Raw genomic sequence first — 26,932 nt, 5'->3', positions numbered from 1 at the left:
TGTGATACGGATCTAAAAATGAAGCCTGAAGAAAAATTATTAATTAAAGCTCGCAGCCACAAAGATGGTCACCTATTTGAGGTTTCTGAATCAGCCGTAGAATGGATTGAACAATATCAACATTTCAAAGGTGTCACTAAAAGCATCGTTGAATTACTAAACCTCATTTCACTACGAGGTTTTTCTAGTAAAGATGGTTATGTTTCCACCACAGAGATTGTGGAGTCTACCGATGGTCAAGTCACGCGTGCAGCCTTGCAGCAACGATTACGCGCAGCCGTTAATATAGGGCTTTTCACTCAAATTCCAGTTCGCTTTGAAGAAGGCCTTGCGGGAAAAACCATGCTTCATCGTTTTGTGAATCCAAACCAATTGATCTCTGTGTTAGGGGCCACCAGCTTAGTGACAGAGTCCGTTAAGCAGAATGAAAAGCAAAAACGTTCAAAAGCACTCGCTCAAACTCAAGTCAACAAGCGCTTGCTTAATGAGCATGGATTGAACACCCCACCAAGTATGAAAGATGAGGCGGATCAGTTTATTGTTTCTCCTACGAACTGGGCTGGCATCATCGATCAAGCTTTAGCGCCACCAAGAACACGCAAAAGTTATCAAAAATCAATGGTTTCGATCTCCGGAACACGAGCTGTGATCGAAACACGATCATCGAAAAATATTATGACTGTTGATGATCTGATGACCTTGTTCGCCTTGTTTACGTTAACTGTTCAATACCATGATCATCACCAAGAAGATTACCAGCTAGACGCCAAACACACGCCAAACAAAACGCCGTTGTACATCACTGATATTTTGTCTCTGCGTGGTAAGAAAGACAGCGGACCAGCTCGCGACTCAATTCGCGACAGTATTGACCGTATCGAGTTTACTGATTTCCAACTGCATGAGCTAACAGGCCGATGGTTAAGTGAGAACATGCCAGAAGGCTTCAAGAGCGACCGTTTTCGATTTTTGGCTCGTACTATCACGGCATCTGAAGAAGCGCCAACAGAAGGCGCTGACGGCGAAATTCGTATTAAGCCAAATCTGTATATTCTGGTATGGGAGCCGTCGTTCTATGAAGAGCTGTTAACGCGCGACTATTTCTTCTTGTTCCCGCCTGAAATTCTGAAACAACACACTTTGGTATTCCAACTGTATTCGTATTTCAGAAGCCGTATGGCGCGTCGTCATTCTGATTGCCTATTGCTCAGTGAATTGAATCAGAAGTTGGCACGAAACATTGATTGGCGTCGTTTTTCAATGGATCTGATCCGTGAGCTAAGAAAACTTGGGGAAGCAGACACGAATGCTGAGATCTTTACCGTTAATCTTTGGGGGTACCACCTAACGATCAGTTCAATGATCGAAAAAGGTAAAGTAACGGATTATCAGGTAGATATTAAATGTAACGCAGAAGAGGTGCTTAGGTACTCGCGAGCGCGTACCACAAACGCTGGTAAACGTAACATGGCTCCGACATTACCTAACCCGCTGCGTAACGAAATGGTTTCTAAGCAGAAACTGGATGAGTTGGCGGAAATCATTGATGGTGAATTTGAACCGATTCAACGCAAAGCACCTTCACCAAGAGGGAAATTAGGTCGCCGAGTTAAGCTGAAAAAGCATTCGGTTGAGATCAACGCTGATGAAATCACAATTACCTTATCTAAGTATACTTCACCAGAGGCTCTAGAACGCAGTATAACAGCCTTGTCGGCAATGACTGGTCATTCCCACAATTCAATCAAAGAAGAGTGCTCAGAGCTCATAGAGAAGCTAGATTGGCTAAGAGTTGGAGAGGAAGTGGTTCAATACGAGACGCTAAGTAAAATGATTGAGTTGTATAACGACCGTCATTCAAACAAACACCTGTCGATTGAACGATTGATTTCCGGCTTGGCGGTACGTCGAAAAGTGTGTAAGCAGGTGCTAGAAGGGCACTTAGATGACACAGTATTTCGTGCGTTAGATGAAGTAGCGATTGGCAATTAAAGCTTGATAATAATCCAACATAACGCTGACACTCTACTGACATAAGCAACTCGGTGACTGGTTAATATTTATCCCGAATAGACAACCTTTTGTCCTTTCTTATGATTAATAGATTGGCTCATATTGTTACATCATACTGAATAGATTTCGCGAGTTCTGATGAACTCGCTTTTTTTTGCCTGCCGTAAACTGCTAAGCCTCCAATAAAACCGTCAGATCTAACAAGCTGATCGCTTTACACTTGATCATGTTTCCGTATTTATTGGATTCTTTTACCTTCCATACCTTGATCATGCTTCGGTGCTAATGATGCCATAAAGTGTACATGCGCTTCGATCAGCTCTTGAGCCTGTGCCTGCCAGTGTGAGTGCTCTTGTTGGTTACTAAACTCTAAGGCTAGTACGCAAAGGTGTTGAATACGTTTTAGCGACCAGTCCACCAGTTCCGGCTGAGATTGGCTTTCACAACTGATCGCTTGCAGTTTCCCGTAGGCGAACATCAAATATTGATACGCCTGCTCAGGCTCTTGTCGATGCAGGTGGAATTGGTAGATGCGTAAGCAGCCGTCTAGCCAACAAGCGATCGCTTTACTTTGTTGATCGTTGATCTTGGGTCCCCACACCGCATTGGGAGGGCTAAGGATCAATAATCTTAACGTTTCTACTTGATCATGCTTTCGAGCTTGGTACCAAGCACTGATCTTTTCCAACCATACATCGAGTTCATTCATGCAACGCTATCCCACTGTTTTACAAAATGGTTTTCACTGATTTCTTGGTATTCATCTTGAACAATACTGCTCTGCTGACGAATCGCATCGGCGTCTAACGAATAGTTTGGTTCATTTTGTACCAGTTCGCCAAACGGCAAATCAGGATCAGGCACTGCTGAGATCAATAGTTTAGTGTAGGGGTGTTGCGGATTCGTCAGGATCGATTGAGTTGATCCCCATTCAACGATCTGACCTTTGTACATTACAGCCGTTTCTTCAGCGATGTAGTGTGCGGTGGCAAGATCATGAGTGATGTATAGGAAACCTATGCCCAACTCCTTTTTCATACGCTGCATGAGATTCAACACTCCTAGGCGAATCGACACGTCTAACATTGATGTCGGCTCATCCGCCAGAATGACTTCAGCGCCTACGGCTAACGCTCTCGCTAAGTTCACACGTTGGCGCTGGCCGCCACTGAGCTCATGAGGGTATTTAGCCAAGGTTTCGATAGGCAGTTCGACTAACATCAGTAGCTCTTCAAGGCGAGCCTCTAGCTCAGTTTTATTCGCCACTCTTTTATGGATTTTTAACGGCCTAGTGAGGTGATGTTCAATGGTGTGAGTTGGGTTTAACGAGCCGAATGGGTCCTGGAACACCATTTGTACTTTACTGCGGTAGTCGAGCACATCTCGGCGTTTAGTGATGTTGTTAATGTTTTGCCCATGAAAGAGAATCTCGCCTTCAGTTGCAGGGTAGACTTTAGTCATCAACCGAGCACAAGTACTCTTTCCGCAGCCAGATTCCCCCACTAATGCTAGCGTTTTACCTCCGTATAAATCGAAGCTCACGCCCTGTAGCGCTCGGAAGATTTCTTCTTTGCCAAACCCTCCACCGACCGTGAAGTCTTTGACGATGTTCTTAACTTGAATTATTGGTTCTTTCATCAAATGCTCCTAGCTGGCGATGGCGTGTTTGCTTTCATGGATATTAGGGAATGAGCTCCATAGCTTTTGCGTATATGGATGTTGAGGGTTGTTACGGATTTCAGTCGCTTGATTGATTTCGACAATTTCGCCGTAGCGCATGATCGCAATGCGGTCACACAGTTGGCTCATAAGTGCTAAGTCGTGAGTGATGAATAATACGGAGAAGCCGAACTCTTCTCTGAGCTGGTAAATCTGCTGCAAAATTTCCCTTTGAACAACGACATCCAGCGCGGTGGTTGGTTCGTCCATAATGATCAATTTGGGATTGAGAGACAGTGCAATGGCGATAACTAAGCGTTGGCGCATGCCGCCACTGAATTGATGAGGGTATTCGGTTAGCCGGTTGCGAGGTATGTTGACTAAATCGAGCAATTTCTCGGCGCGGTCTTTGGCTTGCTCATCGGTTAGCCCTTTGTGGTGACGCAGTACATCGGCGAACTGCTCTTGAATGGTCAAAACTGGGTTAAGTGAGTTCATGGCACTTTGAAACACCATCGCGATCTCACTCCAGCGTAAGGTGTTGAGCTGGGAATCCGATAGGTTGAGTAAATCTTGTCCGTCAAACATGATTTGCCCACCAGAGATAAATGCAGGCGGCTTGTGCAAGCGGTTGATTGCAAAAGCAATGGTACTTTTACCGCAACCGGATTCGCCCGCTAGGCCAAAAATTTCACCGGGCTGAATAGCGAAGCTAACAGATTTAACGGCGTTGAAATCACCGTCGTCGGTTATGTAGTCCACACACAAATTTTTCACTTCGATCAGTGGAGTGGAGGGAGACAGTTGGGAAGCCATAATGTCGGTTCTCTATATTTAAATAATAACCATTATCATTATCGTTTAATTAAAAGAACTTGAAGCGAGTGCGGTAAAAAGATTGAAGTGACTCGAAAGTTATTTGGTGAGCCTGCAAGATTTTTCAAAAGAAAGGTGAATTTTTTGGGGAAGAAAATGAGAGTTGGATCAAGTGACTTTCTTTAGAGGGAATCCTTTAAATGTAATCCGCAAAATTTGCTTTGGCAAAGCCTAAATAACATTTTTATAAGTGAGGTTTTAGAAGGGTCGGGAACTTCACATTTTGGTGCAGATTTTCTTAACAACAAAATATTCATTTGCTACAGATTACCTGTCCATAGCATGGTGTATTCGGAGGAAACAATGTCCATTAATTCTATCAACCATGATGAAATGACAAATATTGCTAGTAACTGGGATAGCTCAGAAGAAGAGGTTAATGTTAAGCCTGAAAAGCAAATGAAGTCAGCCGAAGCTCGTCGTCGTATTGAAGCTTTGAGAGAAATTCGAGAAAGTGGCTTGAGCCTAGAAGAGGCGAGAGAGCTTGGGTTAATACATTGATCCCTTTCTCATTATTGTAGGGTGGCCAAGGCCACCCTTTTTATTTCTGTTTCAAGACAATTATTTAAATCTGTTGCATATTTGACAGCCTACCAGTCCCCCACTAGCCTTATAGATAAAATTAACAATATGAAACGCGTTTCTTTATATGTTGGTTCAAAAACAGTTCAGCTGTGCTAGGAGCAAGTTATGCAAAATGAAGTTTTATTTTATGAGCCGGAAGATAACAATGGTTATCTATCAAATTTCGCAGCGTGCCAAATCGAGGTGAACGATGAAGTTTGGCCGACAAGCGAACACTACTATCAAGCCATGAAATTTTCGTCTGATGAACTGCGAAAGGAAATCTTTTACGCTGCCTCTCCTGAAGAAGCGTTTCAATTGAGCCGACGCTATGAAAACCATGTTCGTGAAGACTGGTATGAGATTCGTGTGGATGTGATGAACTTCATCGTGTCTGAGAAATTTAAGCAGAATTCAATGTTTGCCCATTTGCTGGCGAGTACAGGTGACTCTGTGATTAAAGAACATTCTCACAAGGATGCTTTTTGGGGGGATGGTGGTGATGGCTCCGGTGACAATCATTTAGGCAAAATATTAATGAGTGTGCGTGATAAGTTAAGACAAACCGAACCGTACAATCATGTTGATTTTGTTGATTACGCTAAGCTTCCTACCCAATGGGGCGTATTCAAAATGTATGGCTTTGTCGAGCGTTCTACTGGCAAAGAGCACCTAGCGTTAGTGTATGGCGATATCGATCAGTCTGTTGCTCCGCTTATCCGTTTGCACTCCGAATGCCTGACTGGTGATGCGCTATTTAGTGCTCGCTGTGATTGCGGTTTCCAGCTCTCTAGAGCGATGGAGAATATCGTGGATGCAGGCAGTGGGGTGCTTTTCTATCTACGTCAAGAAGGGCGGGGGATTGGTTTAATCAACAAGATTCGAGCTTATCATCTGCAAGATAACGGCGCAGACACCGTTGAAGCGAACGAGCAGCTCGGCTTTGCCGCAGACATGCGTGACTATTCTTTTTGCCGCGGAATGCTGAGCTTTTTAGGTATTAATTCCGTGCGCCTAATGACCAATAACCCTCGGAAGGTGAATGCGCTAGAAAGTTCAGGGATCAATATCATTGAGCGTGTACCGCTTCAAGAGGGCAATAACCCCCATAACAATCACTATTTGAAAACTAAAGCGGCCAAGCTCGGTCATATGTTTGATACTGGTTTTGTTCGCTAGGTTTGGCGAGTAGCAGACAATAAAAAATCCGCTCGATATAGAGCGGATTTTTGTATGAAAGTTTGAAGCGACTATAAATAACTGTCGACGATGGCTTCCAGTTTACCGCTTGATTTGAGATCTTTAAGACGTTGGTTTATAAAACCTTGTAACTGTTGGTCCATTTTAGGATCAAAAGCGAGGTGAATAGGGTAGTCTGGGATCACTGAACTAAACGATTGGATTTGGAAAGATTTTGGATCGAGTTTTTGCATAGCAAGATTGTATTTTACTCGAGATTCCATTTCGACAAACACGGTGTCGCCAGGGATACGTTTTAGAACCCTAAATGCAGCGGTGTAATCTTTGACTCTAAGCTCTGCTAGTTTCCCTTGCTCAATATAAGGGTCGAGGTTTGGGTATTCAAAGCCCATTAGTAATACTACGGCTTTGTCGTCTAGGTCTTTCATGTCCTCGAACTCAAATGGCTTTTTGTTACTGCTCATCAGAGTATGTTTTACATTGTAAATTGGAATATCGGATAAATTGGCGGATTGAATGTTACCCCATGTTGGGCTGCCATAAGTAATCCAGTTTTCTTGTTCACGCGCTTCAAGCTGCGTGATCATTCGATTAAATGGGTAGGTGTGGTATTTGAGCTCGTATTTGGTGTCGTCGAATACTGCTTTGACGATATCAGTCACAATGCCGCTATGCGTAACCCCATTTTTTTCGATTTGAAAAGGTTGTGCTTGTTTTTCGATTACGTAGTAATGAATAGGTTCGGCAGCTGATACGCTCCCTGCAGATAGCAGGCCGATGATTGAAGCGGACAATATTTGTTTTTTCATGTCTTTCCCTGAATTACACGTGATTTACTACTATTATACTAGTTGAATATATCTAAGTTGCTAGGTCAAAATCGGTACATAAATATGGTGAAAATGGATAGGCACTATGTTGGGTTATCTCGCCAGTTACTGGGAGTTATCATAGTTATTAGCACCTTGTTTACTTTAATCGTAACGGGGCTAAGTTTCTATGTAGATTACCAAAATCGAGTGTCCGGCATCAGTTCGCAGATCGATCGGGTCGAAGCGAGCTACTTGTCAGGTTTAAGTTCCAGCCTATGGGTAGAAGACAGAGAGCAACTTAAGGTGCAAGCTGAGGGTATATTTAGGTTGCCTGAAGTTCACTACGCGGTGATCAAAGATGATTCTGGTGTCATCGTCGAATTAGGCAAACCTGTCCTTGAAAACCGTTATGCGCAATCGTGGGATATGGAGTACCCATTAGGCGACAAAAAGTATTACCTAGCGACCCTCACCGTCCATTCTGATTTAAGCATGATCCTACAAGATTTTGAGCAGCGCATCGTGGTGTTATTGCTGTTCGAAGCCGTGAAAATATTCTTACTGACCATTGTGACCTTGTTTGTGGTGTATAGATTGGTGGTTCGCCGTTTGATGTCGATGTCTTCGGTGATTAGCCAGTTTGAAGATGGCAACAAGCCCGCCTTACTTAAAGTTGATGAACGTCGCTACGTTGATGAAATTACTATCCTTGAACAAAACTATAATCAAAGCGTTGAACAAGTTCGTCGTCATTACGTTGAGTTAGAAAAAGCCAAAGATGCGGCAGAGGTGGCAAGCCGTAATAAGAGTGAATTTTTGGCTAACATGAGTCATGAAATTCGCACCCCTATGAATGGGATTATCGGTTTATCGTCGCTGTTGTCTGAAATGAAAATGGACGATGAACAAAAAGAATACGTCGATATGCTCAACAGCTCGTCCTTGACGTTACTTGATCTGATTAACGACATCCTAGATTTCTCTAAGATTGAAGCAGGCCGCTTAGAGCTTGAAAACTCGATGTTCAATTTGGCGGATATTGCCGCTGATGTTGAATCGACTTTTAGAGTGAAAGCTGAGCAAAAGAACTTGCTGTTTAAGTCAACTATCGACCACCGTATTCCAAACTATGTCACCGGTGACAATACCCAGTTAAGACAAGTGCTGAATAACCTCGTCGGTAATGCGATTAAGTTTACTGAGAGCGGATACGTGCATTTGCATATTCACCTTGAATGGGAAAAGGTGAATACCGCTCGCGTGCGTTTTGAAGTGATCGATAGTGGTATTGGCATTGCGGATGATAAACAGCAAGCGGTATTCGAGAAGTTCCAACAAGCGGATGGCAGTACCACTCGTAACTATGGTGGTACAGGGCTTGGTTTGGCCATTTGTCAGAAGATAGTCGCGCTGATGGGCGGGGAGCTAAAACTGAGTAGTGAAGAGGGCAAGGGCAGTACTTTCTTCTTCAATATTGATTTTGAAACTCAGGCTGAACAGCAAGAAATGACGCATATCGATTTCAGTGACCTGTCGGTTCTATTGGTCGATGATAGCCAGCTCAATATGCGTATTACCTCGTCCCAATTGCAAAGCTTCGGCGCGAAATCGGTGTGTTGTGAACAGCCGAATATCGCATTGGATCTCGTGGCTCAGTCGATTGCTGAGAACAAGCCGTATGATTTGGTGTTGGTCGATAAAGTCATGCCGATGATGGATGGCTTTGCACTGGCGCAAGCATTGAAAGCGCGTTTTGATAACCAATGTCCTAAGTTGGTGATGGTGTCGGCGTTTGCTGAAAGTAGCGATGAGTCGCTTGCGAAACAAGCGGGTTTTGCGGCTTACTTGTCGAGGCCATATCAAGATAATCAATTGAAGTGGTTAATCAGAAAAACGCTGTCTTCGAATGATGTGATGGTCACTCAAGACAAACCTGTTGCAACGGCTTCACAGCCAAGTGAAATACCAGTAGAAGCCACTCCACGTTCAGTGACTGCGGTTTCTGATGCTATGGTTGAATCTTCCAACGATAACTTACCAAAAGTGCTGGTGGTAGAAGACTCATTGGTTAACCAGCAAGTGGCGAAAATGATGCTCACCAAATTAGGGCTGTCGGTAGATATTGCTGAAAATGGCCTGATTGGCGTAGAAATGTATAAGCTTTACGACTACGAGATGATCTTTATGGATTGCCAAATGCCGGTTCTTGATGGTTTCGAAGCGACTAAGCAAATTCGAGCCTTAGATAAAGAAAAAGGCCAACGCACGCCTGTCGTGGCGTTAACGGCCAATGTGGTCGTGGAAGATAAGCATCTTTGTTTTGACGTTGGAATGGATGAATTCTTATCTAAACCAGTGAACCATCAACAATTGTCGACAGTCGTGCATCGCTTTATTCCGCGATTGTTGGCACAAACCAAGGAAGACGAGCAACATATCCTTTGATCTACTACCTAGAAAATCATCAGTAGCGCCAGATTTTGCGCTTTATGTTGGTTTTCTAGGTTCGCTCTATGCTATATTTCTTCGCCAAGTGTATTACTGACTAAGGCTTTACATGTCTATCAACCTTTCACTTCTTCCACCCGATGAGAAAAATAAAATCGAGCTGGATAAGCAAGCCTCTTTTCTCGTTTGGAAATTGAAACAAGCGAAAAGTGGTCCCGAAGCCATTGTAGAACAAGCGGCTAAAATCGTGGACCCACAAGAAAAGGTGTGGTTTGAACAGTCAGTTGAAAAATATAAGCGAGTAATGGGCGTCGCATAACGCGTCACTACCATTACTTTGCAAAGGCTGAATAATTGTATTGATTCAGCTTTTTGCTAAAATTTGCCCGTTAATTGAATCAGAGAGAAGATCCCGATGGGAAGAAGTTTTGAAGTGCGCAAAGCCTCAATGGCGAAAACAGCAGGCGCAAAAATTAAAGTTTATTCCAAATACGGTAAAGAAATTTACATGTGTGCGAAGAATGGTGGTTCAGATCCAGATATGAACCTTTCGCTGAAGCACCTTATTGCTAAGGCGAAAAAAGACCAAGTACCAGCGCACGTTATCGACAAAGCGATCGATAAAGCAAACGGCGGCGGCGGTGAAGATTACGCTCCTGCACGTTATGAAGGTTTCGGCCCAGGTGGCACTAGTGTAATCGTTGACTGTCTAACAGATAACGGTAACCGTACTTTCCAAGACGTTCGCCAATGTTTCGTTAAAACTGGTGCGAAAATCGGTGTAGAAGGTTCTGTTTCTCACATGTTCGCTCACCAAGCGGTATTCCAGTTCAAAGGCGAAGATGACGAAGTGATCTTAGAAACGCTGATGATGGAAGACGTAGACGTGACTGACGTTGAGCTAGAAGACGGTGTGATCACTGTATTTGCTCCAACAACAGAATTCTTCAAGACTAAGACTGCCCTAAACGGTGCATTCCCAGACTTAACGTTAGACGTTGAAGAAATCACTTTCGTTCCTCAAACTCATACACCAGTTGCTGGTGAAGATGCTGAGAAGTTCCAGAAGTTCCTAGATATGCTAGACGACTGTGATGATGTTCAGCAGGTTTACCACAACGCTGAACTATAATTCGACTTCGAATGAATAGACAAAAACCGAGCTTAGGCTCGGTTTTTTTGTATCTGGTATTCAATAAATACCCTTGATCATTCTTCCGTTAATTGTGCGTTTGGTTGGTGATCGGTTGAGTTCCTTGGAGTTGCGCGATCTCTAATGAGTTGGCAATCGCTGATGTTGAGTCCATTTTTGGTCTTGGTTTAGTGGCCCAAACTGAGAATTTGCGAATCAAAGGTAATACCGTGAAACCAAGCACCAATGCACAAGGCCATGACATGGTAAAGCTCTGTAGCCAAATTGGTGGCCACTCAGCGCTAAAGCCCATTTTCGTGCCTGAGATGATGCCAGACATAATGGCGGCCATGACGAAAGAAGATAAAAACGTATTTAACCACACTTGCTTTTTATTCATGCTTTCTCCTTTCGAGGTTGAGGTCTGTGAATGAATAGTTGAACTTTGATGTGAAAAGGTTATAACTATCCAATAATGAAATAAACAAGTAGATATAGAACTATGAATTCCATATTTGGAAACGTTGATGATTTGTTCTTGTTTTGTACCGTGGTTGAAGAAGGCTCCTTACTGTCAGCGTCAAAGAAATTGCAATTACCTGTCTCGACGATGTCACGCCGTCTGAACGCGCTAGAAGCTCGCCTGAACGTTCGGTTGTTGGAAAAGCAAGGTAGAGAACTAGTCGCGACTGAAGCTGGTGAGGCTGCGTTTCAGGGGCTAAGTAGCGGTATGGAATCGATTCAAGCTGCCTTTGTTGGGATGCTGACTGACAGAGAGTCGGTACAAGGACGAATTAAGCTAGCGATTCCTCATAATTTCTATACTGGCTTTGTTGGAAAAATCATTGAGAGTTTTTTAACCCAATACCCTAAAGTGCAACTGGATTTAGTGTTAAGCCAAGAGCAAGTAGTGCCACAAACTGATCGCGACTTGTTGATGACCTTTGATATATCGTCGCTTGAAGGAATGATTGCCCGGCCTTTGTTTAAGGCAAAACACGGCTTTTTTGCTAGCCCTGAATATTTGCAAAGCCACGCAGAAATCACTTGTCCAGCCGACTTAGAAAAGCATGAGTGGATATCAGTCGATCACTTGCTGCAATTACCCGTCTATAAAGGCGATGAGTTGCTGCAGATGATCTCAATACAGCCAAAACTGATAGTGAATGATATTCATGCGGTGGTCCAAGCGACCGAGAAAGGGATTGGAGTTGCATCGTTGCCATTTCGACATGTCTCGCCCGAGATGAATTTGGTTCAGCTCTTACCCGAATATCATCGAAGTGACCGACAAGCGTATTTAGTGTACAAAGAAAGAAAATATCAGCCAAAAGCACTGACGCTATTGATTGAGGCTTTGATTGAAGGAGTTCAATTAGCGCAACAATCGGTCACGGTCGAATGAAGGAGAAAGGAATGAAAGTAAGTTTTATTGGGCTTGGTGTCATGGGGTTTCCTATGGCCGGACATCTTAAGAATGCTGGTTTTGATGTGACGGTGTTTAATCGTACTTACACCAAAGCTCAAACTTGGGCTGAACAATACCAAGGAAAAGCTGCTCAAACTGTGGCTGAGTGTGTGGCTGATGCAGACGTAGTATTAGTGTGCGTCGGAAACGATGACGATGTACGTAGCATGACCACCAGCGAAACGGGCGCCTTAGCTGCGATGAAAGATAGCGCGATTTTGGTCGACCATACCACAACGTCCGCACTACTTTCTGAAGAGCTAGGTACTGTCGCAAAGGCAGCCGGATTGCGCTTTATGGATGCGCCAGTTTCGGGCGGCCAAGCGGGTGCAGAGAATGGTGTATTGACCATCATGTGTGGTGGTGATGAAGATCTGTTTGAAACGCTGCAGCCCGTGTTCAACGCGTATGGGAAGTCTTCAGTTTTGATGGGACGAGTCGGACAAGGTCAACGCGCCAAAATGGTCAATCAGATCTGTGTGGCAGGCGTGCTGACCGGGCTTTCGGAAGGGCTTATTTTGGCTGAGAAAGCCGGTTTAGATATTCCCACGCTGGTGGATTGCTTAAAAAATGGTGCAGCTGGCTCGTGGCAGATGGAAAACCGAGCTGAAACCATGGCTGAAGGCAAATTCGACTTTGGCTTTGCGATCGACTGGATGATCAAAGATTTAGGATTTTGTTTAGATGAGGCAGATCGCCAGGGCTTACAATTGCCGATGACAGAAAAATCTATGGAGTCATATAAGGCGTTATCCGCTCAAGGGGATAATCGTATGGATACCTCAGTGATCATTAAAGCGATAGCTGAAGAAGCGCAAAAGTAACCCGCTATTGGTTTGATATTTCGAGCCGATAAAAGAATACAATAAGGCGCAGATGTACATCACATCTGCGCCTTATTGCTGGTCGCTAATCTTGTTTACTTCTTATATTCGCCTTTCACGGATGCTTCACGGTACGCGTCCAGTTTTCCTTCCGCTTTTAGTTTTGCTAGGCCGCGATTAAAAGCGTCTAACAATTCTTGCGCTTTAGGTGATTTTTTAGAAATGATCACCGAATAATCTCTTTCGGTCAGAGCTTTGCTATTGGTTTCAATTTTGCCAGACAAACCTAAGCGATTAACGGTTTCCTTACCGACATCGGTATCTTCCAATACGATATCCAATCGCCCGGCACCTAGCTTCTTGTAGTTACTTTCTGCTTTAGAAATTCGTAATATTTTCAGCTTACCTTGTTTTTCGAGTTCTTCGGTTCCGTAGGCATAACCTACCACTCCCCCAATTTTGTATTTGGCTAAGTCTTCCAAGGTACTCCAGCTAATATTCTTGCCTTTTTGCTGGAATAAAGAGGTACTTAACGTGATCACTGGATCGGAATAATGAAAGGATGCTTCTCGCTCAGGGTTTTTACTCCAGATGAATGAACCATCTAAGTTACCGACTTTGGCTTCTTCAAAGCCTCGTTTCCAAGGCATGTAAGTCAGTTCTACTGTGTAGCCTTCGGCGGCAAACGCTTCAGTCACGATTTGGGTGATGAAGCCTTCGTGTTTTAACAATTTAGATTGGTACGGAGCCCATTCTCCAGTCGCAAGCTTCACGGTGTTTGCCGAGGCTACGCTGGTAAGTAGGATTGCAGCAACCAGTAATAGGTATTTGTTGATGAGATGAAACATGACAGTCCGTCCTATGGAATTACCTTTCTATTAACAAAAAGATTAGTAGTGTTTGCTCACTTCAACAAATATCTCTGAATGGGATTGCAGATTTAGCCTAGCGGTGGGAGGGCACGCTACCTCGGGCTGGCAATGTTGTAGAAATGACGCAGTTAATATCTACCTCTCTCAGATCTTATTGGACCGTTTACTCTCGTTTTTTGCCGTTTATCTAAGCTAATGACCGTTTGTCGCATTGCACCACAAACGTGACACAAAGTGGTTAACCTTTCATCGTCAACTTTTGAAAGGAACTTTAACCATGACGACTTCTCAGGCTCAACGTAAGACTCGCTCTCCAATAAAACATTCACTACTTATCGCAATGATGTCACTGGCAATGACTGGTCACTCTGTGGCGAATGCCAATCCAAGTAGCGACGTACTTTCCATTTATAACCAAGCTGCGCAAGGCGACGAGCAATCGGTAGATGTTGCGTATGAACGCTTGAACGATGTGCTCAAAACCGAGGGGGCGACACCGTTAACTTTGGTTTATTTAGGCAGTACTGAAACCTTGATGGGGCGTGATGCCTTTTTGCCTTGGAACAAGATGAAGCATGTAGAAAAAGGGCTAGCGACGATCGACAAGTCACTCAATCTACTAAGCGATTTTGACACGCCTCTCCATGAGCAAGAACGTATTCAGGGGTTACCGGAGTCCTACCTTACAAGAGCAATGGCAGCGGCAACGTACACTTCTCTGCCTGATATGTTTAATCACTTTGAGCGCGGTTATGACCTTTACCTCGCCTTACTTGCTGAAGAGGCTTTCACTCAGCAGCACTTCGCCGCTACGGCATGGGTTTATCGCTATGCCATTGCAGCGTCCATTCGCGCGCAAGATTTACCTCAGGCGGAACGTTGGTTGACGGTGATGGAAAGTAGAGACAAAGACAACATCGAAACCATGACTGCCAAAGCTCTGGTAGAGAAAGCACGCGGCTAAGCACTAGCAAGGGAGGAAAACGTCATGATTGAATTTAAAAAACTGCATAAAAATTACCGACTAGGAACCCAAAAGGTCTCCGCTTTACGAGGAGTGAGTGGGCAAATTCAAAAAGGTGAAATGGTGGCCTTATGTGGGCCATCGGGCTCAGGAAAAAGCACTTTACTGAATATCTTGGGTTTATTGGATATGGGCTATCAAGGCAGAATTCAAATAGAAGGTAAGCCTTACCCTGTAGACCCAATGGCAGCGGCTCGCTTTCGCAGGCAACAACTGGGCTTCGTTTTTCAAAAATTCAATTTAGTCCCAGTCATGACCGCGCTCGAAAACGTAGCCTATCCCTTAATGCTGAATAAGCTCAGTAAAACGGCACAAAGAGAGAGGGCTGAAGCCATGTTAATACGTGTCGGGCTTGGGCAGTTTCTTCAGCATAAGCCAGACAATTTGTCTGGAGGTCAGCAACAACGTGTCGCGATCGCAAGAGCGCTTATCCATAACCCTAGCTTGGTCATTGCTGATGAGCCAACCGCAAGCCTTGATAGTCACACAGCTAACCTTGTCATCGATATTATGAAAGAACTCGGGCATGAAATGGGCACGACTTTTATTGTCGCCACCCATGATCCGAGAATGGCGAGTCGCTGTGATCGTAAGATAGAGCTGCTCGATGGGAAGCTTGTGTCAGAAGTGGCGGATAGGGAGGTCGTATCATGGGCAAGTTAATCGAGTTATCGTCATGGGTGCCTGATTCTTTAAGACTTGCTGGGCTTAATTTATTGAGAAATGGCCGTCGCAGTTTGTTGTCGGTTCTGATCATTGCCATCGCAGTATTTGCCTTAACAAGCGCGGGTGGTTACGGCTTGTATACCTATGAGTCGCTTAGAGAATCAACCGCGCGTGACACGGGCCACCTTACGATCAGTATTCCTGGCTATTTTGAGTCGGATGAAGAGATGCCTTTAAGCAATGGGTTGAATAGTGCGCAGGTGTTAACTCGTGGGATCATTGGTGACAGCGATGTTCGCGGAGTGCAGCCGCGTATCTATTTTAGCGGTTTAGTATCGAATGGGACTAAGTCGACCATCTTTATGGGTACAGGAGTGAATGAACGAGAGTTCGATATGAAAGGGCCTTTTCTCGATGTACAAAGCGGGCAAACTTTATCAGACGTGAATTCAACCCGTTATAACGCTGATGAACCTCAAGTTATGTTAGGTATCGATTTAGCTCGCAACCTGAAGGTGACGGTCGGCGATTGGGTGACGTTGCTGGCGACCACCAGCGAAGGCGCGTTGAACGCTTTTGATTTCAAAGTGCGTGGCATTTACTCAACGGGCGTGCCAGAGCTTGATAAGCGTCAGCTGTATATACATGTCACCAGTGCGCAAGAGCTACTGGCGTCAGATAAAGTCAGCACTTTGTCGGTTTTCCTTTTTGAAACGTCGTTAACTGACACCGTGCTGCAGAGGCTTGAGCAGCAGTTCGCGAACATGGAACTGCCGAAAGAGTCATCTAGGGTGCAACAAGTAGAGATCACCCCTTGGCAAGATCGCGCATTTTTCTATACCAAAGTAAAAGATCTGTACGACCGTATCTTTGGAATCATGGGGGCCGTTATGGCGTTGGTGGTGTTTGTGGCTTTGTTTAATACGATGACCATGTCGGTTACAGAGCGCACCAGAGAAATTGGTACTTTATCTGCTTTAGGAAGTTACCCGTCTGAAATCGTATCAGGTTTTTTGAAAGAAGCAGGGCTACTTGCCCTAATCGGAAGTGTGCTTGGCGCAATCGTAACGGCTGTGGTCAGCATGGTGTTATTGATTGTTGATGTGCAAATGCCGCCTCCGCCAGGGCGAACCGAGGGGTACCCATTAAATATTTATTTCTCTTTTGAATTGGCAATGTATGCGACCGCTGGCGTGATACTGATTTGTATCGGGGCAGCTTACTTATCGGCGAAAAAAGGCGTTAACAAGCCAATCACGGAGGCATTAGTGTATGTATAACTTTAAAGTGAAATCTCGATTGCTGTTGAGTGGTGCTTTGATGTTTAGCCTGCAAGCTTGGTTACCTCAGGCAGCAGCGTCAGGGGCTACTACGACTCACGAAAGCGAACCGGAAGCGCTAAGCCAACAACGCGTTACTGAGATGATAGCGCAAGCCGACCGTTATCGGTTGAGCGCGGAGCAAGCGTCGAAAGTGGTGTCTTTGGTTACCTTGTACGAGCACGATAAACTGGATAAGACCCGTCTGTATAATGTGTATACCCGACCTAATCGAGAATCGCTGGTGGTGTTTAAGTCTGCTGTTGAAGCTGGGCAAAAAATGCTGATGATTGAAGATAACTACTGGCTGTTGATGCCAAAAAGCCGTAGGCCAATTCGGATCACACCGATGCAAAAACTGCTTGGCGAGGCATCGGTTGGAGATATTTCAACGCTGACATGGAGCGAAGATTACCAAGGGGAGTGGATAGACACGCACACATTAACATTGTCGTCGGGAGAGCAAATCGCCACTCAACACCTGAAATTGAGCGCCAAAACAAAAGGTGCTAGCTATCAGCATATTGATTTATGGCTAACCGCTGATCGCGCTTTTCCTGTCAAAGCCGACATGTATTTGCGTTCGGGAAAATTAGCCAAACAAGCATGGTTTCAAGAAGGCGTGAGAAACGATTTACCGAGTGTTACGGCGATGACTCTGCTCGACAAAATTCAGCCGAGCAAGAAAACCGTCATCGAATATCAAGAGATCATTGAGCAGGCGTTAGAAGATAAATATTACAACCCGGCTTTTTTGTCGCGTAATAAGGTCTCAGGGTTGTAGCCATGGCTATTGGTATGTGGGTAAAAAAGGTAATTAGGCTAAGCGGAGTAAGAAATCTGCGACTGACCAGCTTGCTAGGCATGTTATTCAGCGTTTTCTTTATTCAAACCGCTGTTGCTCAAGAGTGGAATATGGCATGGGATTGGCAAGTGAGCGCTGAGTCGGTCCAATCGAGAGAAACGCCCTTTATTCCTAATAATGAGCACAGTTCTCAGTCGGTGAATGCTTTGTTAGATCTAGAGCTGACGTATGGCGAATGGCTTGGTTTGTTTGCGGTGAAAGCGAACGATTTATACAGCCACACGACTAACTCAACGAGCCCAGAGACAGAATCTGAATTTATCATTAGGGAGCTTTTTTGGCAGGGCGGTATTGAGTTACCTGAGTCTGTGTTTGGCGGTCACTATCTTGATATCACCCTGGGTAAGGTACGGTTAGATTGGGGCGTAGGTTATGGCTATCGCCCATTGGATGTGATTAAACCTTACCGACAAAACCCAGTAGGCATTGTTGCGGAGGAAGGGGCCGGGGTGGCGTCAGTGTCGATGTTTGATGGAACGGGCGAGTGGACATTGCTGTACAGTGATTCTTCATGGACTTCCCAAGATGTGAACTCATTGGAGCAAAACAGCGAGCAGCAAGGCATTGGTGTTCGCCGCTATAACATGTTGGGCGCGCATGAATACCAGTGGCTCGCTTACTACGATGATGTGCGTCATGGCTTGTTGGGGGCGAGCATAGTGACTGTGCTTAATGACGCGTGGGAGCTTCATGGTTCGGCGGTTTACCAACGGCAAAGCCTTGGGTATCAAATACCAAGTCATGCAGGTGGGCCTGTAGAATTGACTGAACAAGGAGAAGCTTTTCAAGGGCTCATGGGTATCACATGGGCTGATGACATCGGTCAGAATATAGTCTTAGAGTATTGGTTTGATAGCCGTGCGTGGAGCCAGTCTGAGTGGGAGTCGGCAATGAGCAATGCACAAGTATTAACATCACTACCGCAAAGCTCTGCGCTGGGGGCATCTTACCTTCAGGGGTATCAGCATGCGAATGTCGTCGAGCATAATATCTTATTTCATTGGTCGCTAGACTCAAGCGCTTGGTCGCAGATTCTGCCTACCGACGCTGGTAATTCGTGGGGGGATGTACTTGGTTTTTTAGATAACTTAACCCCTACTTTTGATCTGATGTATACCCCACAAGATGGCGGCTTTATTGCGACCCAGTGGATCAACTATCGAGTTTCTGATACCGGTGTCTCTTCTGTGGATCTGGAACTTGCAGCACGGTTTTTATCTGGCAAGAGTGATTCTGCTTACGCCAACCTTCCTGATAGCCATATGATTCTACTAAATATCAAAGGACGATTTTAATGACAGGCTCAACATCTCATTCTAAACAATCACGATGCTTCCCGTGGGTAAAGAGTGCCCTTCTCACGACGGTGTTCTGCACTTTGATTGCGATTACGACCCAAACTATTTGGGGTGGCGAATTACAGGTTAGCTTATTGATTAGCTTTGGGTTTGGCTATAGCGCGCTGTTATCATCTTTAGCGATTGTAAAACTTTTCCCGACGGCGCCGAAGTGGGTCGAAACACTCGGTTCAATGCTCATCGCGATCGCTCTCGGAACGATTAATGCGCAATATTGGCTTAATGGATTTTTGGGGGAGAGTTTTTCTGAGCTGAAATCTGTTGTGCTACTCGGCGTAATTTTTTGCGCGATTTGTTATTACTACTTTTACACCAAAGAGCAAAAGCTTATTGCAGATAATGAGCTAGAAGTGGCTAAGCGCCGCCAAGCGGATCAAGAAAAGGTGGTGGTACTGAGTCAACTAAAGCAGTTGCAAAGCCAAATTGAACCGCATTTTTTGTTTAACACACTCGCCAATATCAGCGTGCTCATAGAAACTGACAGTGATAAAGCCAAGTTGATGTTAGAGAAGCTGACGGATTTACTCAGAGCGACGTTGAACAATAGTCGGAATGAGCAATCGACCATAGGCCAAGAACTCGATTTAATTGATGCGTATTTGAACATACAGAAAATACGGTTAGGCGAGAGGCTCAAGTTTTCGATCGAGATTGACGGCGCTGATCGTTCAATGGTACTCCCGCCTTTCTTAATCCAACCTTTGGTTGAGAATGCGCTGACGCACGGCATTGAACCTGCTGCGGCTGGTGGTGAAGTCAAGGTTTGCATTACTGAGAACAAGGACGGATTGGAGATTCAGGTTTCAGACAATGGTGCAGGGTTGAATAACGCTACATCATCATCGGGGAATGGCATGGCATTGGCCAATATACGCCAACGAATTGATACCTTATTTGATGGCAAAGCAAAATTGACCATTAAAGAGCAACAGGGAGGGGGCGTGATCTCGATGATAACGCTGCCTAAATCAGCATAATTCGCCATCAATTTACAGTGTGAATCTACAGAAAAAGGACGGAGGTAAAGCAATTGGAACATGCAATCACAGCCATTATTGCCGATGATGAAGCCTTGTTAAGGCGTCATTTAGATAAAACTTTAGCGGAAGTTTGGCCGGAATTAGAGGTCATTGCTAAAGCGCAAAATGGCGCAGAAGCGCTGCAAAGCATCCAGTCTTTATCTCCCGATATCGCGTTTTTAGATATCCGTATGCCTCAGCTCGATGGAATGGAGCTTGCCAAGCGACTACTCCAGCTACCGAGTCCGCCTTTAGTGGTTTTTATTACCGCTTACGACGAATATGCCGTGAAAGCATTCGAGCAAAATGCCGTGGACTATCTACTGAAACCGATCAACGAAAAACGCTTGCTGGCGACATGTGAAAAGTTGAAATCACGATTGTCAGAGGAGGCTAGAGAACAAGGGCAAGCTCTTCCCGATATCTCCGCGTTGATGAGTCAGATCCAACAATTGTCGCAACCTGTATCGACACCTCAATATTTAAATTGGATCAAAGCGACTTCTGGTGATGATTTGCACCTGATCGCGGTAGCCGATGTTCTGTATTTCAAAGCGGAAGACAAATACGTTTCGGTATTTAAAAAAGGTGAACAAGGGCAAATTGAAGAGTTCATTATTCGCAGCTCTTTAAAAGAGCTACTTGCGCAGCTAAACCCCGAGGAATTTTGGCAGATCCATCGCTCGACAGTCGTGAGAGTTGCGGCGATTAATAAAGTGAAAAAAGACTTTACGGGACAAATGTCAGTCCTTATTGAAGGCAATAAGCTCCCGATTAGCCGCTCTTCCCAATCTCTGTTCAAAGGTATGTAGTGAGCAGGTGAGTCGTACTTCACTTGTTCGACATTCATCTTTTCGCGCAGATAATCAGCAGTAATTTATAAAATTAAAGATCAAGATCACAAAGATATTCGCATGCATTAATATTAAATAATAATTATTACCTCTACCTGTATATTGTCGATGAATGACATTATGAGGTTGTTATGAACAAATATTATTTAGCAACGGCGCTTTGCGTTACCTTGGTTGGCTGTAGTTCAACCCCAAAAGAAACGTTACTCCAACCAGATCCTGATTGGATCTCTGGTCAGCTAGAGAACGGTCTTACCTATCATGTTTACCCTGATCATGAAGAATCAGTCGCGGTACGTTTAGTCGTTCATGCGGGGTCGTTCCAAGAAACTGATCAACAGCAGGGCTATGCTCATTTTCTAGAACACATGGCTTTCAATGGCAGTAAAAACTTTTCTCAAAACGAAGTGATCAGCTTGTTTGAGCATGCCGGAGCGAGTTTTGGAGCAGACCTCAATGCCTATACCTCTTACCAAGAAACGGTCTATCAATTAGATCTACCGGATAATACCCAATTAGAGCCAGCTCTAACGTGGCTACGTGATATTGGTGACGGTTTAGATATCGCGAGCTCAGAAGTTGAAAAAGAAAAAGGTGTGATACTTGGCGAGTTCCGTTATGCGCGGTTAGACGATAAACCGTTTGCCGATAAATTCTACGATCACTTTATCGCTGGTGGTCAGTATGAATCCCAAGATGCGCTGGGCACTAAGGTATCAGTGACAGAAGCCACATCTGCCGAGTTGAAGCACTTCTATCAGCGTTGGTATCAACCTCAAATAGCCGAAGTCATTGTGTCAGGTGATATCGATTTAGACACGGCAATCCCATTAATCGAAGAAACGTTTTCCGATTGGGAACGTGGACAGACGCCAAAACCAGTCAAACAAAAAATCGCTACGTTTAACGAAGGTGATTACGTTGAATATGCGGAATCAGAAGCGCCGAGTATTACTTTAATGAGTAATAGAGCGCCTAGTATTCTCGACGATCATGCCCAACAACATCAGTTGTGGCTTGATGAGACCTCACAGCAATTGATTCGACAAAGACTGATTGCTGCATTTAATGGTGCAGCCTTGCCAACACAATGGGTAGCGTCTGAAAACTACGTGGTGGGGTTTCAGCGTTATTCAATGACAAGTGTTGGCTTTCCTGTTGGATCGCGTGAAGTCACCCAGCAAGCGCTGCTTTCTGCATTGGCTTCATTGCGAGACTATGGCGTGTCCGAAAGTGAAATTGTGAGTGAAGTGCACTATTACCAAGATTTGCTCGATAATGTGGAGCAAGATTGGGATCGCATGGATGGTGTTCAACAGGCAGATTATAAAGTGTCGGCTTTATTGGCAGAGCAAACTGTGCAGTCACAAAATGACTATGAGACGAGCCTAGCAGCGTTTCTGTCGGAGCTAGATCTTGATGTTATCAATGCCAACATTAAATCATTGCTCTCTAGTGATTACTTTATCGTGATAGGTATGGATGAAAGCGAAGATAAAGTTGCGGTCACTCAATCGCTTGATGGCTTGAAAGCGCACTATAGCGAAGCGGGAAGACCTACATCGTCTACCTTGGGTACTCATGCCTTTGCTGTGCCAAGTACACCGGGTGAAGTGGTTAATGTCGAGCAAATGTATGCAGACCCTAACATTCAAAAGTGGACGTTAAGCAATGGCATCGATATGTGGTACTTGCGTGACTATCTTGCTGGGGATGACGTAGGGATTTACTACACAAGCTTAGGTGGGAAGTACGCGCTAGATCCTAGCTTGTATCCTGCCTCTGAGATCGCGCTTCCTGCGATAGGCAGAAGCGGTGTTGGGAGCTTTACTGGAAATGAGCTCGATGCGCACCTAGACAGTCACGATATTCAAGTGTACCCATTTATCGACTTTACTCGCCACGGAATCGAGTTTAACTCTAAAAAAGAGGGACTAGCGGAAACTTTTTCGGCATTGAATGCCATTGTCACATCCGTAAAAGTGTCGCCAGAGCAACTTGAGGCGGTGAAGCAAGAGTTTATCCAAGACAGAGAATCTTATTTAGATAGCCCTGCTGGCCAATTCGCGCAAGCGATGAATCAGAATACTTACCAGTCAAACAGCAGCCACGCTTTGATGGAGGCAAGCAGCGTTGACTCAGTTTCAGTTGAAGATGTGCGAGAAGTGCATCATCAGCTATTTGGCCAATTACGTCATAATCAGTTCGTGATTGTGGGCGATATTGACCCTAGTGAGTTAAAGCCTTTGGTTAGCCAATATTTGGCGTCGATTCCATTAGAAAATGCGGTCAAGCCTGACTTTACAGTGGCTTATAAGCATCCATCGAAAGAGCGCCTTGATCTGGCGATTAACAATGTAAATAGTACCGAGTATATGCTGCGAGTCATTGCTGAGCCTTCCGCGAGCGTTGGAGCCGTTAAAGGCAACTTGGCGAAAGATGTCTTCATGGAAGACTTGCTACAGCGTGTGCTTGCGACCCGTTTAGATGCGTATATTCGTGAAGAGCTGAGCTTGGATTACTCGCCATACGCTTATGCCGGATCACTTGATGGCGAACCGAGTCACGACTGGTTTGTCGGGGCGCTTATCGCTCCAGAGAACGTTGACAAGGTTGAAGTGGCGATTGATAAAGTGGTTGCTGATTTATTGCTAGGGATATCAGAAGACGAAGTGCGTTCAGCGGGCAAACAACTGGCAGCGGACTTTACGCCGTTAGACGTTAATCCGGTTGATCAAGCATGGTTTGTCTCGCGCTACCTTCTCCATGATTATGGCGTGGAAGCGTTATTCGATATCGAAAAAACGGTAAATTCAATTTCTAGTGAAGACATGAACAAACTCGCACAGCGTGTGTTCGGTGAAAATAGCCGCAAAGTGAAGAATATTATGCGTCCCAAAGATTGAGTTAGAAGGCGAGACACATAAACGTTTTTTCTTTAAAGCCAAGCGAATGTCGCTTGGCTTTTTTTATTGGAAGGTTTCTGAAGAAGCGCTGTACTTGATTAACCGTAACCTTGATTCGTAATGGAATAGTGTTGATGAATCTGTAATTTACAAATGTAACACTTTCACTGGAAAGCTGAGTCTGCCCCAAATTTAACAGCTTGAATTGATATGGAATTTCTATGCATTAGCGATGGGATATATTGAAAAAAATCCCGCAAAGAGATCGTTATGAAAGCATATTATTTAGTTGCCGCATTGAGTACTACCTTGCTCGGCTGCAGTACCGCACCCACTCAAACGTTACTTAAGTCCGATCCGTATTGGGTCTCTGGTGAATTAGAAAACGGATTGAAGTACCACGTTTACCCTGATAGAAAGCAACCTGTTTCCGTTCGCTTGATCGTCCATGCTGGCTCATTCCAAGAAACAGAGCAGCAACAAGGTTATGCCCACTTTGTTGAACACATGGCTTTTAACGGCAGTAAGAACTTTTCTCAGAATGATGTAATAGACCTGTTTGAAGAATCTGGGGCAAGCTTTGGGGCTGATCTGAATGCCTATACGGCGTATCAAGAAACGCTCTATAAATTGGACTTACCCGATAAATCTAACTTGGACCAAGCCATCACTTGGTTAAGAGATATTGGTGATGGGCTAACGATTTCCCCTGTTGAAGTTGAAAAAGAAAAAGGCGTGATCTTAGGCGAGTTCCGCTATTCGCGTATGGAAGATAAGCCGTTGTCGTATAAGTTCTATGATCACCTTGTGAAGGATACACCTTACGCTAATCACGATCCGCTTGGGACCAAAACATCGGTGTCGCAAGCAAGTGCTGAAGGGCTGTCGTCTTTCTATCAAACTTGGTATCAGCCACAGCTAGCAGAAGTCATTGTCGCAGGTGATGTTACGTTGGCGGAAGTGATTCCATTAATAGAAGAGCGCTTTTCCAGCTGGCAAAGAGGTAACACTGCTCTACCTATAAAACTCACCTCTACCGAATACAACAACGAAGATTTTGTTGCTTATGTCGCGGGGAGTGAGTCTCCAAGTATCGGTATTGTGGTTGACCGTGGTGAGCGAGTGACTAACAGCCGTGAGCAGCAACATCAGTTATGGATGGATGAAATCTCTCAAGCAATCATTCAGCAGAGACTGGCCAACGTGTTCATTGATGCCGCATTACCGGTCCAATGGGCGGTTTCTTCCACTTACTTATTAGATTACCAACGCTATTCGATCACTAGCGTTGGGTTTCCAACCAAGGATCGTGAGCAGAGTCAGCGACAGTTTATTGAAACGCTTGCCTCACTTCGTGATTACGGCGTCAGTGAAAGTGAATTTAATGACGCTATCCAGCAGTACCAACAGCGACTCGACGATATTGTGACTAACTGGGAGCAAATGGATGCGGTGGTTCACGCTGATGGTAAGTCGACAGCGAGGGTTATTGACCAGCCTGTTCAATCTCAACTCGACCACAAATCTAGCCTCAAAGAGTTTCTTGCGACAACGGACCTAGATGCGATTGATGACAATATCGACGATTTGTTGTCTCATCCTGATTTTGTAGGTTTGGGGTTGTCGGCGAATGAAGACCGTCAAGCCATGTTAAGTGAACTTGATAGCTTAAAGTCTGCGTATCGTAAACATGGTGAGAGACCCTTGCTGGTCACCGCAAGCTCAGCGTTTAAGCTACCGGATCATCATGGTGAGATTGTGACTCAAAGCCAAATCAACGAAGATCCTAACTTGCAACGATGGACCTTGAGCAATGGCATTGACGTTTGGTATTTACGTAATGCTAAAGCCGGCAAGAAAGTTGGTATGTACTACGCCAGTGAAGGCGGTAAAGCGGCGCTTGATCCGGCCTTGTTCCCTGCGGTTGAAGTGTCTATCCCTACAGCAGTACGTAGTGGTGTGGGCGAATTTTCAGGCTCGGACTTAGATGCGCATCTCAAGCGAAAAGATATTCAAATTTATCCTTTTATCAACTTTACTCATCATGGCTTGGAGATAACGACCAAGAAAAAAAGTGTCGCGGAAGGGCTCGCTGCGCTCTATACCATAGTTACGGATACCAAGGTTGATGAAGACCAATTAGAAGCCGTGAAATCTGAATTTTCACAAAACCGTAGCGCTTACCTAGAAACGCCACTGGGTGAGTTTATTCAAATGGTTAACCGCAACAGCTATCAAGACAGCAGTCGTCATATCATGTTGGAAAGCTCGGATATTGAGCCAGTAACGCGTGAAGATGTGTTGGAAGTTCATAAACAACTATTCCAGAAGCTGCGTGACAATACCTTGGTGATTGTGGCAGATATTAGGCCGTCTGAATTGAAGCCTCTGATTCGCCAATACGTGGCGTCGTTACCGTTGGAAAGCGCTGCTATGCCTAATTACCAAGTTGCTTACGACCAACAAGCACAACAGCGTATTGATGTGTCATTGAATAATGAAGACAGCAGTCAGTATGTCTTGCGTACTATTTCTAATTCAGTTCACGAGAGAACGGCTAAGACTGTGTTTATGGATGACATGCTCCAACGAGTGTTGAGTCGCCGTCTTAACGCATACGTTCGTGAAGAGTTAAGCCTCGATTATGCCCCATATGTTTATTCGGTTTCGCAGGACAGCGAGCCGAACTCGGATTGGTTAATTGGCTCTCAGATCGCTCCAGAAAATGCGGCGAAAATTGAGCAGGCGATTGATCATGTAATGGCTCAAGCGACGAAAGGGATTTCAGAAGAGGAAACTCGTACCGCCGCCAAACAGTTGGTCGCGGACTTAGAGCCGCTTGCGGTGAAGCCAACACAACAAGCGTGGTTTATATCGCGTTACTTGATTCATGGTTATGGAGTGCAAGCGTTGCTCGATGTACAGGCAACGGCCGACTCGATCACTTCACAAGACCTATCGGATTATGCGGCTGGGATATTTGGAACTGAAAGTCGAAAATTAAAGAATATCATGCGACCTAAAGGGTAAGATTTCCGCACAATAAAGCGCTA

23 protein-coding genes are annotated in these 26,932 nt (G+C 44.8%); 17 read left to right on the top strand and 6 right to left on the bottom strand.

Annotated elements, in window-relative coordinates:
- Positions 1 to 18 precede the first annotated feature (18 nt).
- Positions 19 to 1,992 carry a replication initiator protein RctB domain-containing protein gene (locus tag ELZ11_RS06000; protein WP_137356475.1) on the top strand — a complete coding sequence of 658 codons (1,974 nt, stop codon included), beginning with the start codon at positions 19 to 21 and terminating at the stop codon, positions 1,990 to 1,992.
- Between the two features lie 259 nt (positions 1,993 to 2,251).
- Here ELZ11_RS06000 and ELZ11_RS05995 read toward each other — a convergent pair whose 3' ends face one another.
- The 3 genes from ELZ11_RS05995 to ELZ11_RS05985 are packed head-to-tail and all read right to left on the bottom strand — an operon-like array spanning position 2,252 to position 4,488.
- Positions 2,252 to 2,722: a transcriptional regulator gene (locus tag ELZ11_RS05995; RefSeq protein ID WP_137356474.1), complete on the bottom strand. Its 471-nt coding sequence runs from the start codon at positions 2,720 to 2,722 to the stop codon at positions 2,252 to 2,254.
- Positions 2,719 to 3,651, bottom strand: coding sequence for an ATP-binding cassette domain-containing protein (locus ELZ11_RS05990; protein ID WP_137356473.1), 933 nt, complete (start codon positions 3,649 to 3,651; stop codon positions 2,719 to 2,721). Before ELZ11_RS05990 ends, ELZ11_RS05995 begins: the two co-directional genes overlap by 4 nt.
- A gap of 9 nt (positions 3,652 to 3,660) precedes the next feature.
- Complete coding sequence (locus ELZ11_RS05985) at positions 3,661 to 4,488, bottom strand: ABC transporter ATP-binding protein (RefSeq protein WP_137356472.1); 828 nt, start codon at positions 4,486 to 4,488, stop codon at positions 3,661 to 3,663.
- Positions 4,489 to 4,851: 363 nt separating this feature from the next.
- Between ELZ11_RS05985 and ELZ11_RS05980 the strand changes: the two genes are divergently transcribed.
- Positions 4,852 to 5,049, top strand: coding sequence for a PA3496 family putative envelope integrity protein (locus ELZ11_RS05980; RefSeq protein WP_137356471.1), 198 nt, complete (start codon positions 4,852 to 4,854; stop codon positions 5,047 to 5,049).
- Between the two features lie 189 nt (positions 5,050 to 5,238).
- Positions 5,239 to 6,291: a GTP cyclohydrolase II gene (gene ribA / locus ELZ11_RS05975; protein ID WP_137356470.1), complete on the top strand. Its 1,053-nt coding sequence runs from the start codon at positions 5,239 to 5,241 to the stop codon at positions 6,289 to 6,291.
- A 71-nt stretch (positions 6,292 to 6,362) separates the two neighbouring features.
- Here ribA and ELZ11_RS05970 read toward each other — a convergent pair whose 3' ends face one another.
- A complete protein-coding gene (locus ELZ11_RS05970; RefSeq protein WP_137356469.1) occupies positions 6,363 to 7,121 on the bottom strand; it encodes a substrate-binding periplasmic protein in 759 nt (252 codons plus the stop codon).
- Positions 7,122 to 7,205: 84 nt separating this feature from the next.
- Between ELZ11_RS05970 and ELZ11_RS05965 the strand changes: the two genes are divergently transcribed.
- From ELZ11_RS05965 to ELZ11_RS05955, 3 genes are all read left to right on the top strand, one after another.
- Positions 7,206 to 9,569, top strand: coding sequence for a response regulator (locus ELZ11_RS05965; RefSeq protein WP_137356468.1), 2,364 nt, complete (start codon positions 7,206 to 7,208; stop codon positions 9,567 to 9,569).
- 112 nt (positions 9,570 to 9,681) lie between these two features.
- Complete coding sequence (locus ELZ11_RS05960; RefSeq protein WP_137356467.1) at positions 9,682 to 9,891, top strand: DUF3283 family protein; 210 nt, start codon at positions 9,682 to 9,684, stop codon at positions 9,889 to 9,891.
- Positions 9,892 to 9,987: 96 nt separating this feature from the next.
- The gene (locus tag ELZ11_RS05955; protein WP_137356466.1) at positions 9,988 to 10,704 is read left to right on the top strand and encodes a YebC/PmpR family DNA-binding transcriptional regulator; all 717 of its coding nucleotides are present in this window, start codon (positions 9,988 to 9,990) and stop codon (positions 10,702 to 10,704) included.
- Positions 10,705 to 10,792: 88 nt separating this feature from the next.
- Here the strand turns inward: ELZ11_RS05955 and ELZ11_RS05950 are convergent, their stop codons facing one another.
- Positions 10,793 to 11,104, bottom strand: coding sequence for a DUF2798 domain-containing protein (locus ELZ11_RS05950; protein ID WP_137356465.1), 312 nt, complete (start codon positions 11,102 to 11,104; stop codon positions 10,793 to 10,795).
- A gap of 102 nt (positions 11,105 to 11,206) precedes the next feature.
- Here ELZ11_RS05950 and ELZ11_RS05945 point away from each other — a divergent pair, with 102 nt between their 5' ends.
- Both ELZ11_RS05945 and ELZ11_RS05940 read left to right on the top strand, forming a co-directional pair.
- The gene (locus ELZ11_RS05945; protein WP_137356464.1) at positions 11,207 to 12,109 is read left to right on the top strand and encodes a LysR family transcriptional regulator; all 903 of its coding nucleotides are present in this window, start codon (positions 11,207 to 11,209) and stop codon (positions 12,107 to 12,109) included.
- A gap of 11 nt (positions 12,110 to 12,120) precedes the next feature.
- Entirely contained in the window at positions 12,121 to 12,996 is an 876-nt protein-coding gene (locus ELZ11_RS05940) for an NAD(P)-dependent oxidoreductase (RefSeq protein WP_137356463.1), read from the top strand.
- 95 nt (positions 12,997 to 13,091) lie between these two features.
- On the opposite strand, the gene ELZ11_RS05935 is transcribed toward ELZ11_RS05940, so the two are convergent.
- Positions 13,092 to 13,844, bottom strand: coding sequence for a substrate-binding periplasmic protein (locus ELZ11_RS05935; protein ID WP_137356462.1), 753 nt, complete (start codon positions 13,842 to 13,844; stop codon positions 13,092 to 13,094).
- Between the two features lie 301 nt (positions 13,845 to 14,145).
- Between ELZ11_RS05935 and ELZ11_RS05930 the strand changes: the two genes are divergently transcribed.
- From ELZ11_RS05930 to ELZ11_RS05890, 9 genes are all read left to right on the top strand, one after another.
- Positions 14,146 to 14,832 (top strand): hypothetical protein, encoded by a 687-nt coding sequence (locus ELZ11_RS05930; RefSeq protein WP_137356461.1) that lies wholly within the window; start codon positions 14,146 to 14,148, stop codon positions 14,830 to 14,832.
- Between the two features lie 24 nt (positions 14,833 to 14,856).
- Positions 14,857 to 15,555, top strand: a complete 699-nt coding sequence (locus ELZ11_RS05925) for an ABC transporter ATP-binding protein (protein ID WP_137356460.1) — start codon at positions 14,857 to 14,859, stop codon at positions 15,553 to 15,555.
- Positions 15,543 to 16,838 carry an ABC transporter permease gene (locus ELZ11_RS05920; RefSeq protein ID WP_137356459.1) on the top strand — a complete coding sequence of 432 codons (1,296 nt, stop codon included), beginning with the start codon at positions 15,543 to 15,545 and terminating at the stop codon, positions 16,836 to 16,838. Before ELZ11_RS05925 ends, ELZ11_RS05920 begins: the two co-directional genes overlap by 13 nt.
- Positions 16,839 to 16,878: 40 nt before the next feature.
- On the top strand, positions 16,879 to 17,661 hold the full coding sequence (locus ELZ11_RS05915; protein ID WP_137357022.1) for an outer membrane lipoprotein-sorting protein: 783 nt from the start codon (positions 16,879 to 16,881) through the stop codon (positions 17,659 to 17,661).
- 80 nt (positions 17,662 to 17,741) lie between these two features.
- Complete coding sequence (locus ELZ11_RS05910; protein ID WP_244291629.1) at positions 17,742 to 19,037, top strand: hypothetical protein; 1,296 nt, start codon at positions 17,742 to 17,744, stop codon at positions 19,035 to 19,037.
- A complete protein-coding gene (locus ELZ11_RS05905; RefSeq protein WP_137356458.1) occupies positions 19,037 to 20,077 on the top strand; it encodes a sensor histidine kinase in 1,041 nt (346 codons plus the stop codon). Before ELZ11_RS05910 ends, ELZ11_RS05905 begins: the two co-directional genes overlap by 1 nt.
- 53 nt (positions 20,078 to 20,130) lie before the next feature.
- Entirely contained in the window at positions 20,131 to 20,931 is an 801-nt protein-coding gene (locus ELZ11_RS05900) for a LytR/AlgR family response regulator transcription factor (protein ID WP_137356457.1), read from the top strand.
- Between the two features lie 173 nt (positions 20,932 to 21,104).
- Positions 21,105 to 23,879 carry a M16 family metallopeptidase gene (locus tag ELZ11_RS05895; RefSeq protein WP_137356456.1) on the top strand — a complete coding sequence of 925 codons (2,775 nt, stop codon included), beginning with the start codon at positions 21,105 to 21,107 and terminating at the stop codon, positions 23,877 to 23,879.
- 270 nt (positions 23,880 to 24,149) lie between these two features.
- Positions 24,150 to 26,909, top strand: coding sequence for a M16 family metallopeptidase (locus ELZ11_RS05890; RefSeq protein WP_137356455.1), 2,760 nt, complete (start codon positions 24,150 to 24,152; stop codon positions 26,907 to 26,909).
- Positions 26,910 to 26,932: the final 23 nt, after the last annotated feature.

Source organism: Vibrio profundi, from assembly GCF_005281835.1.
Lineage (GTDB): Bacteria > Pseudomonadota > Gammaproteobacteria > Enterobacterales > Vibrionaceae > Vibrio > Vibrio profundi.
The sequence above is the reverse complement of the archived record's forward strand: the minus strand, read 5'-3'. Positions and strand labels throughout refer to the sequence as shown.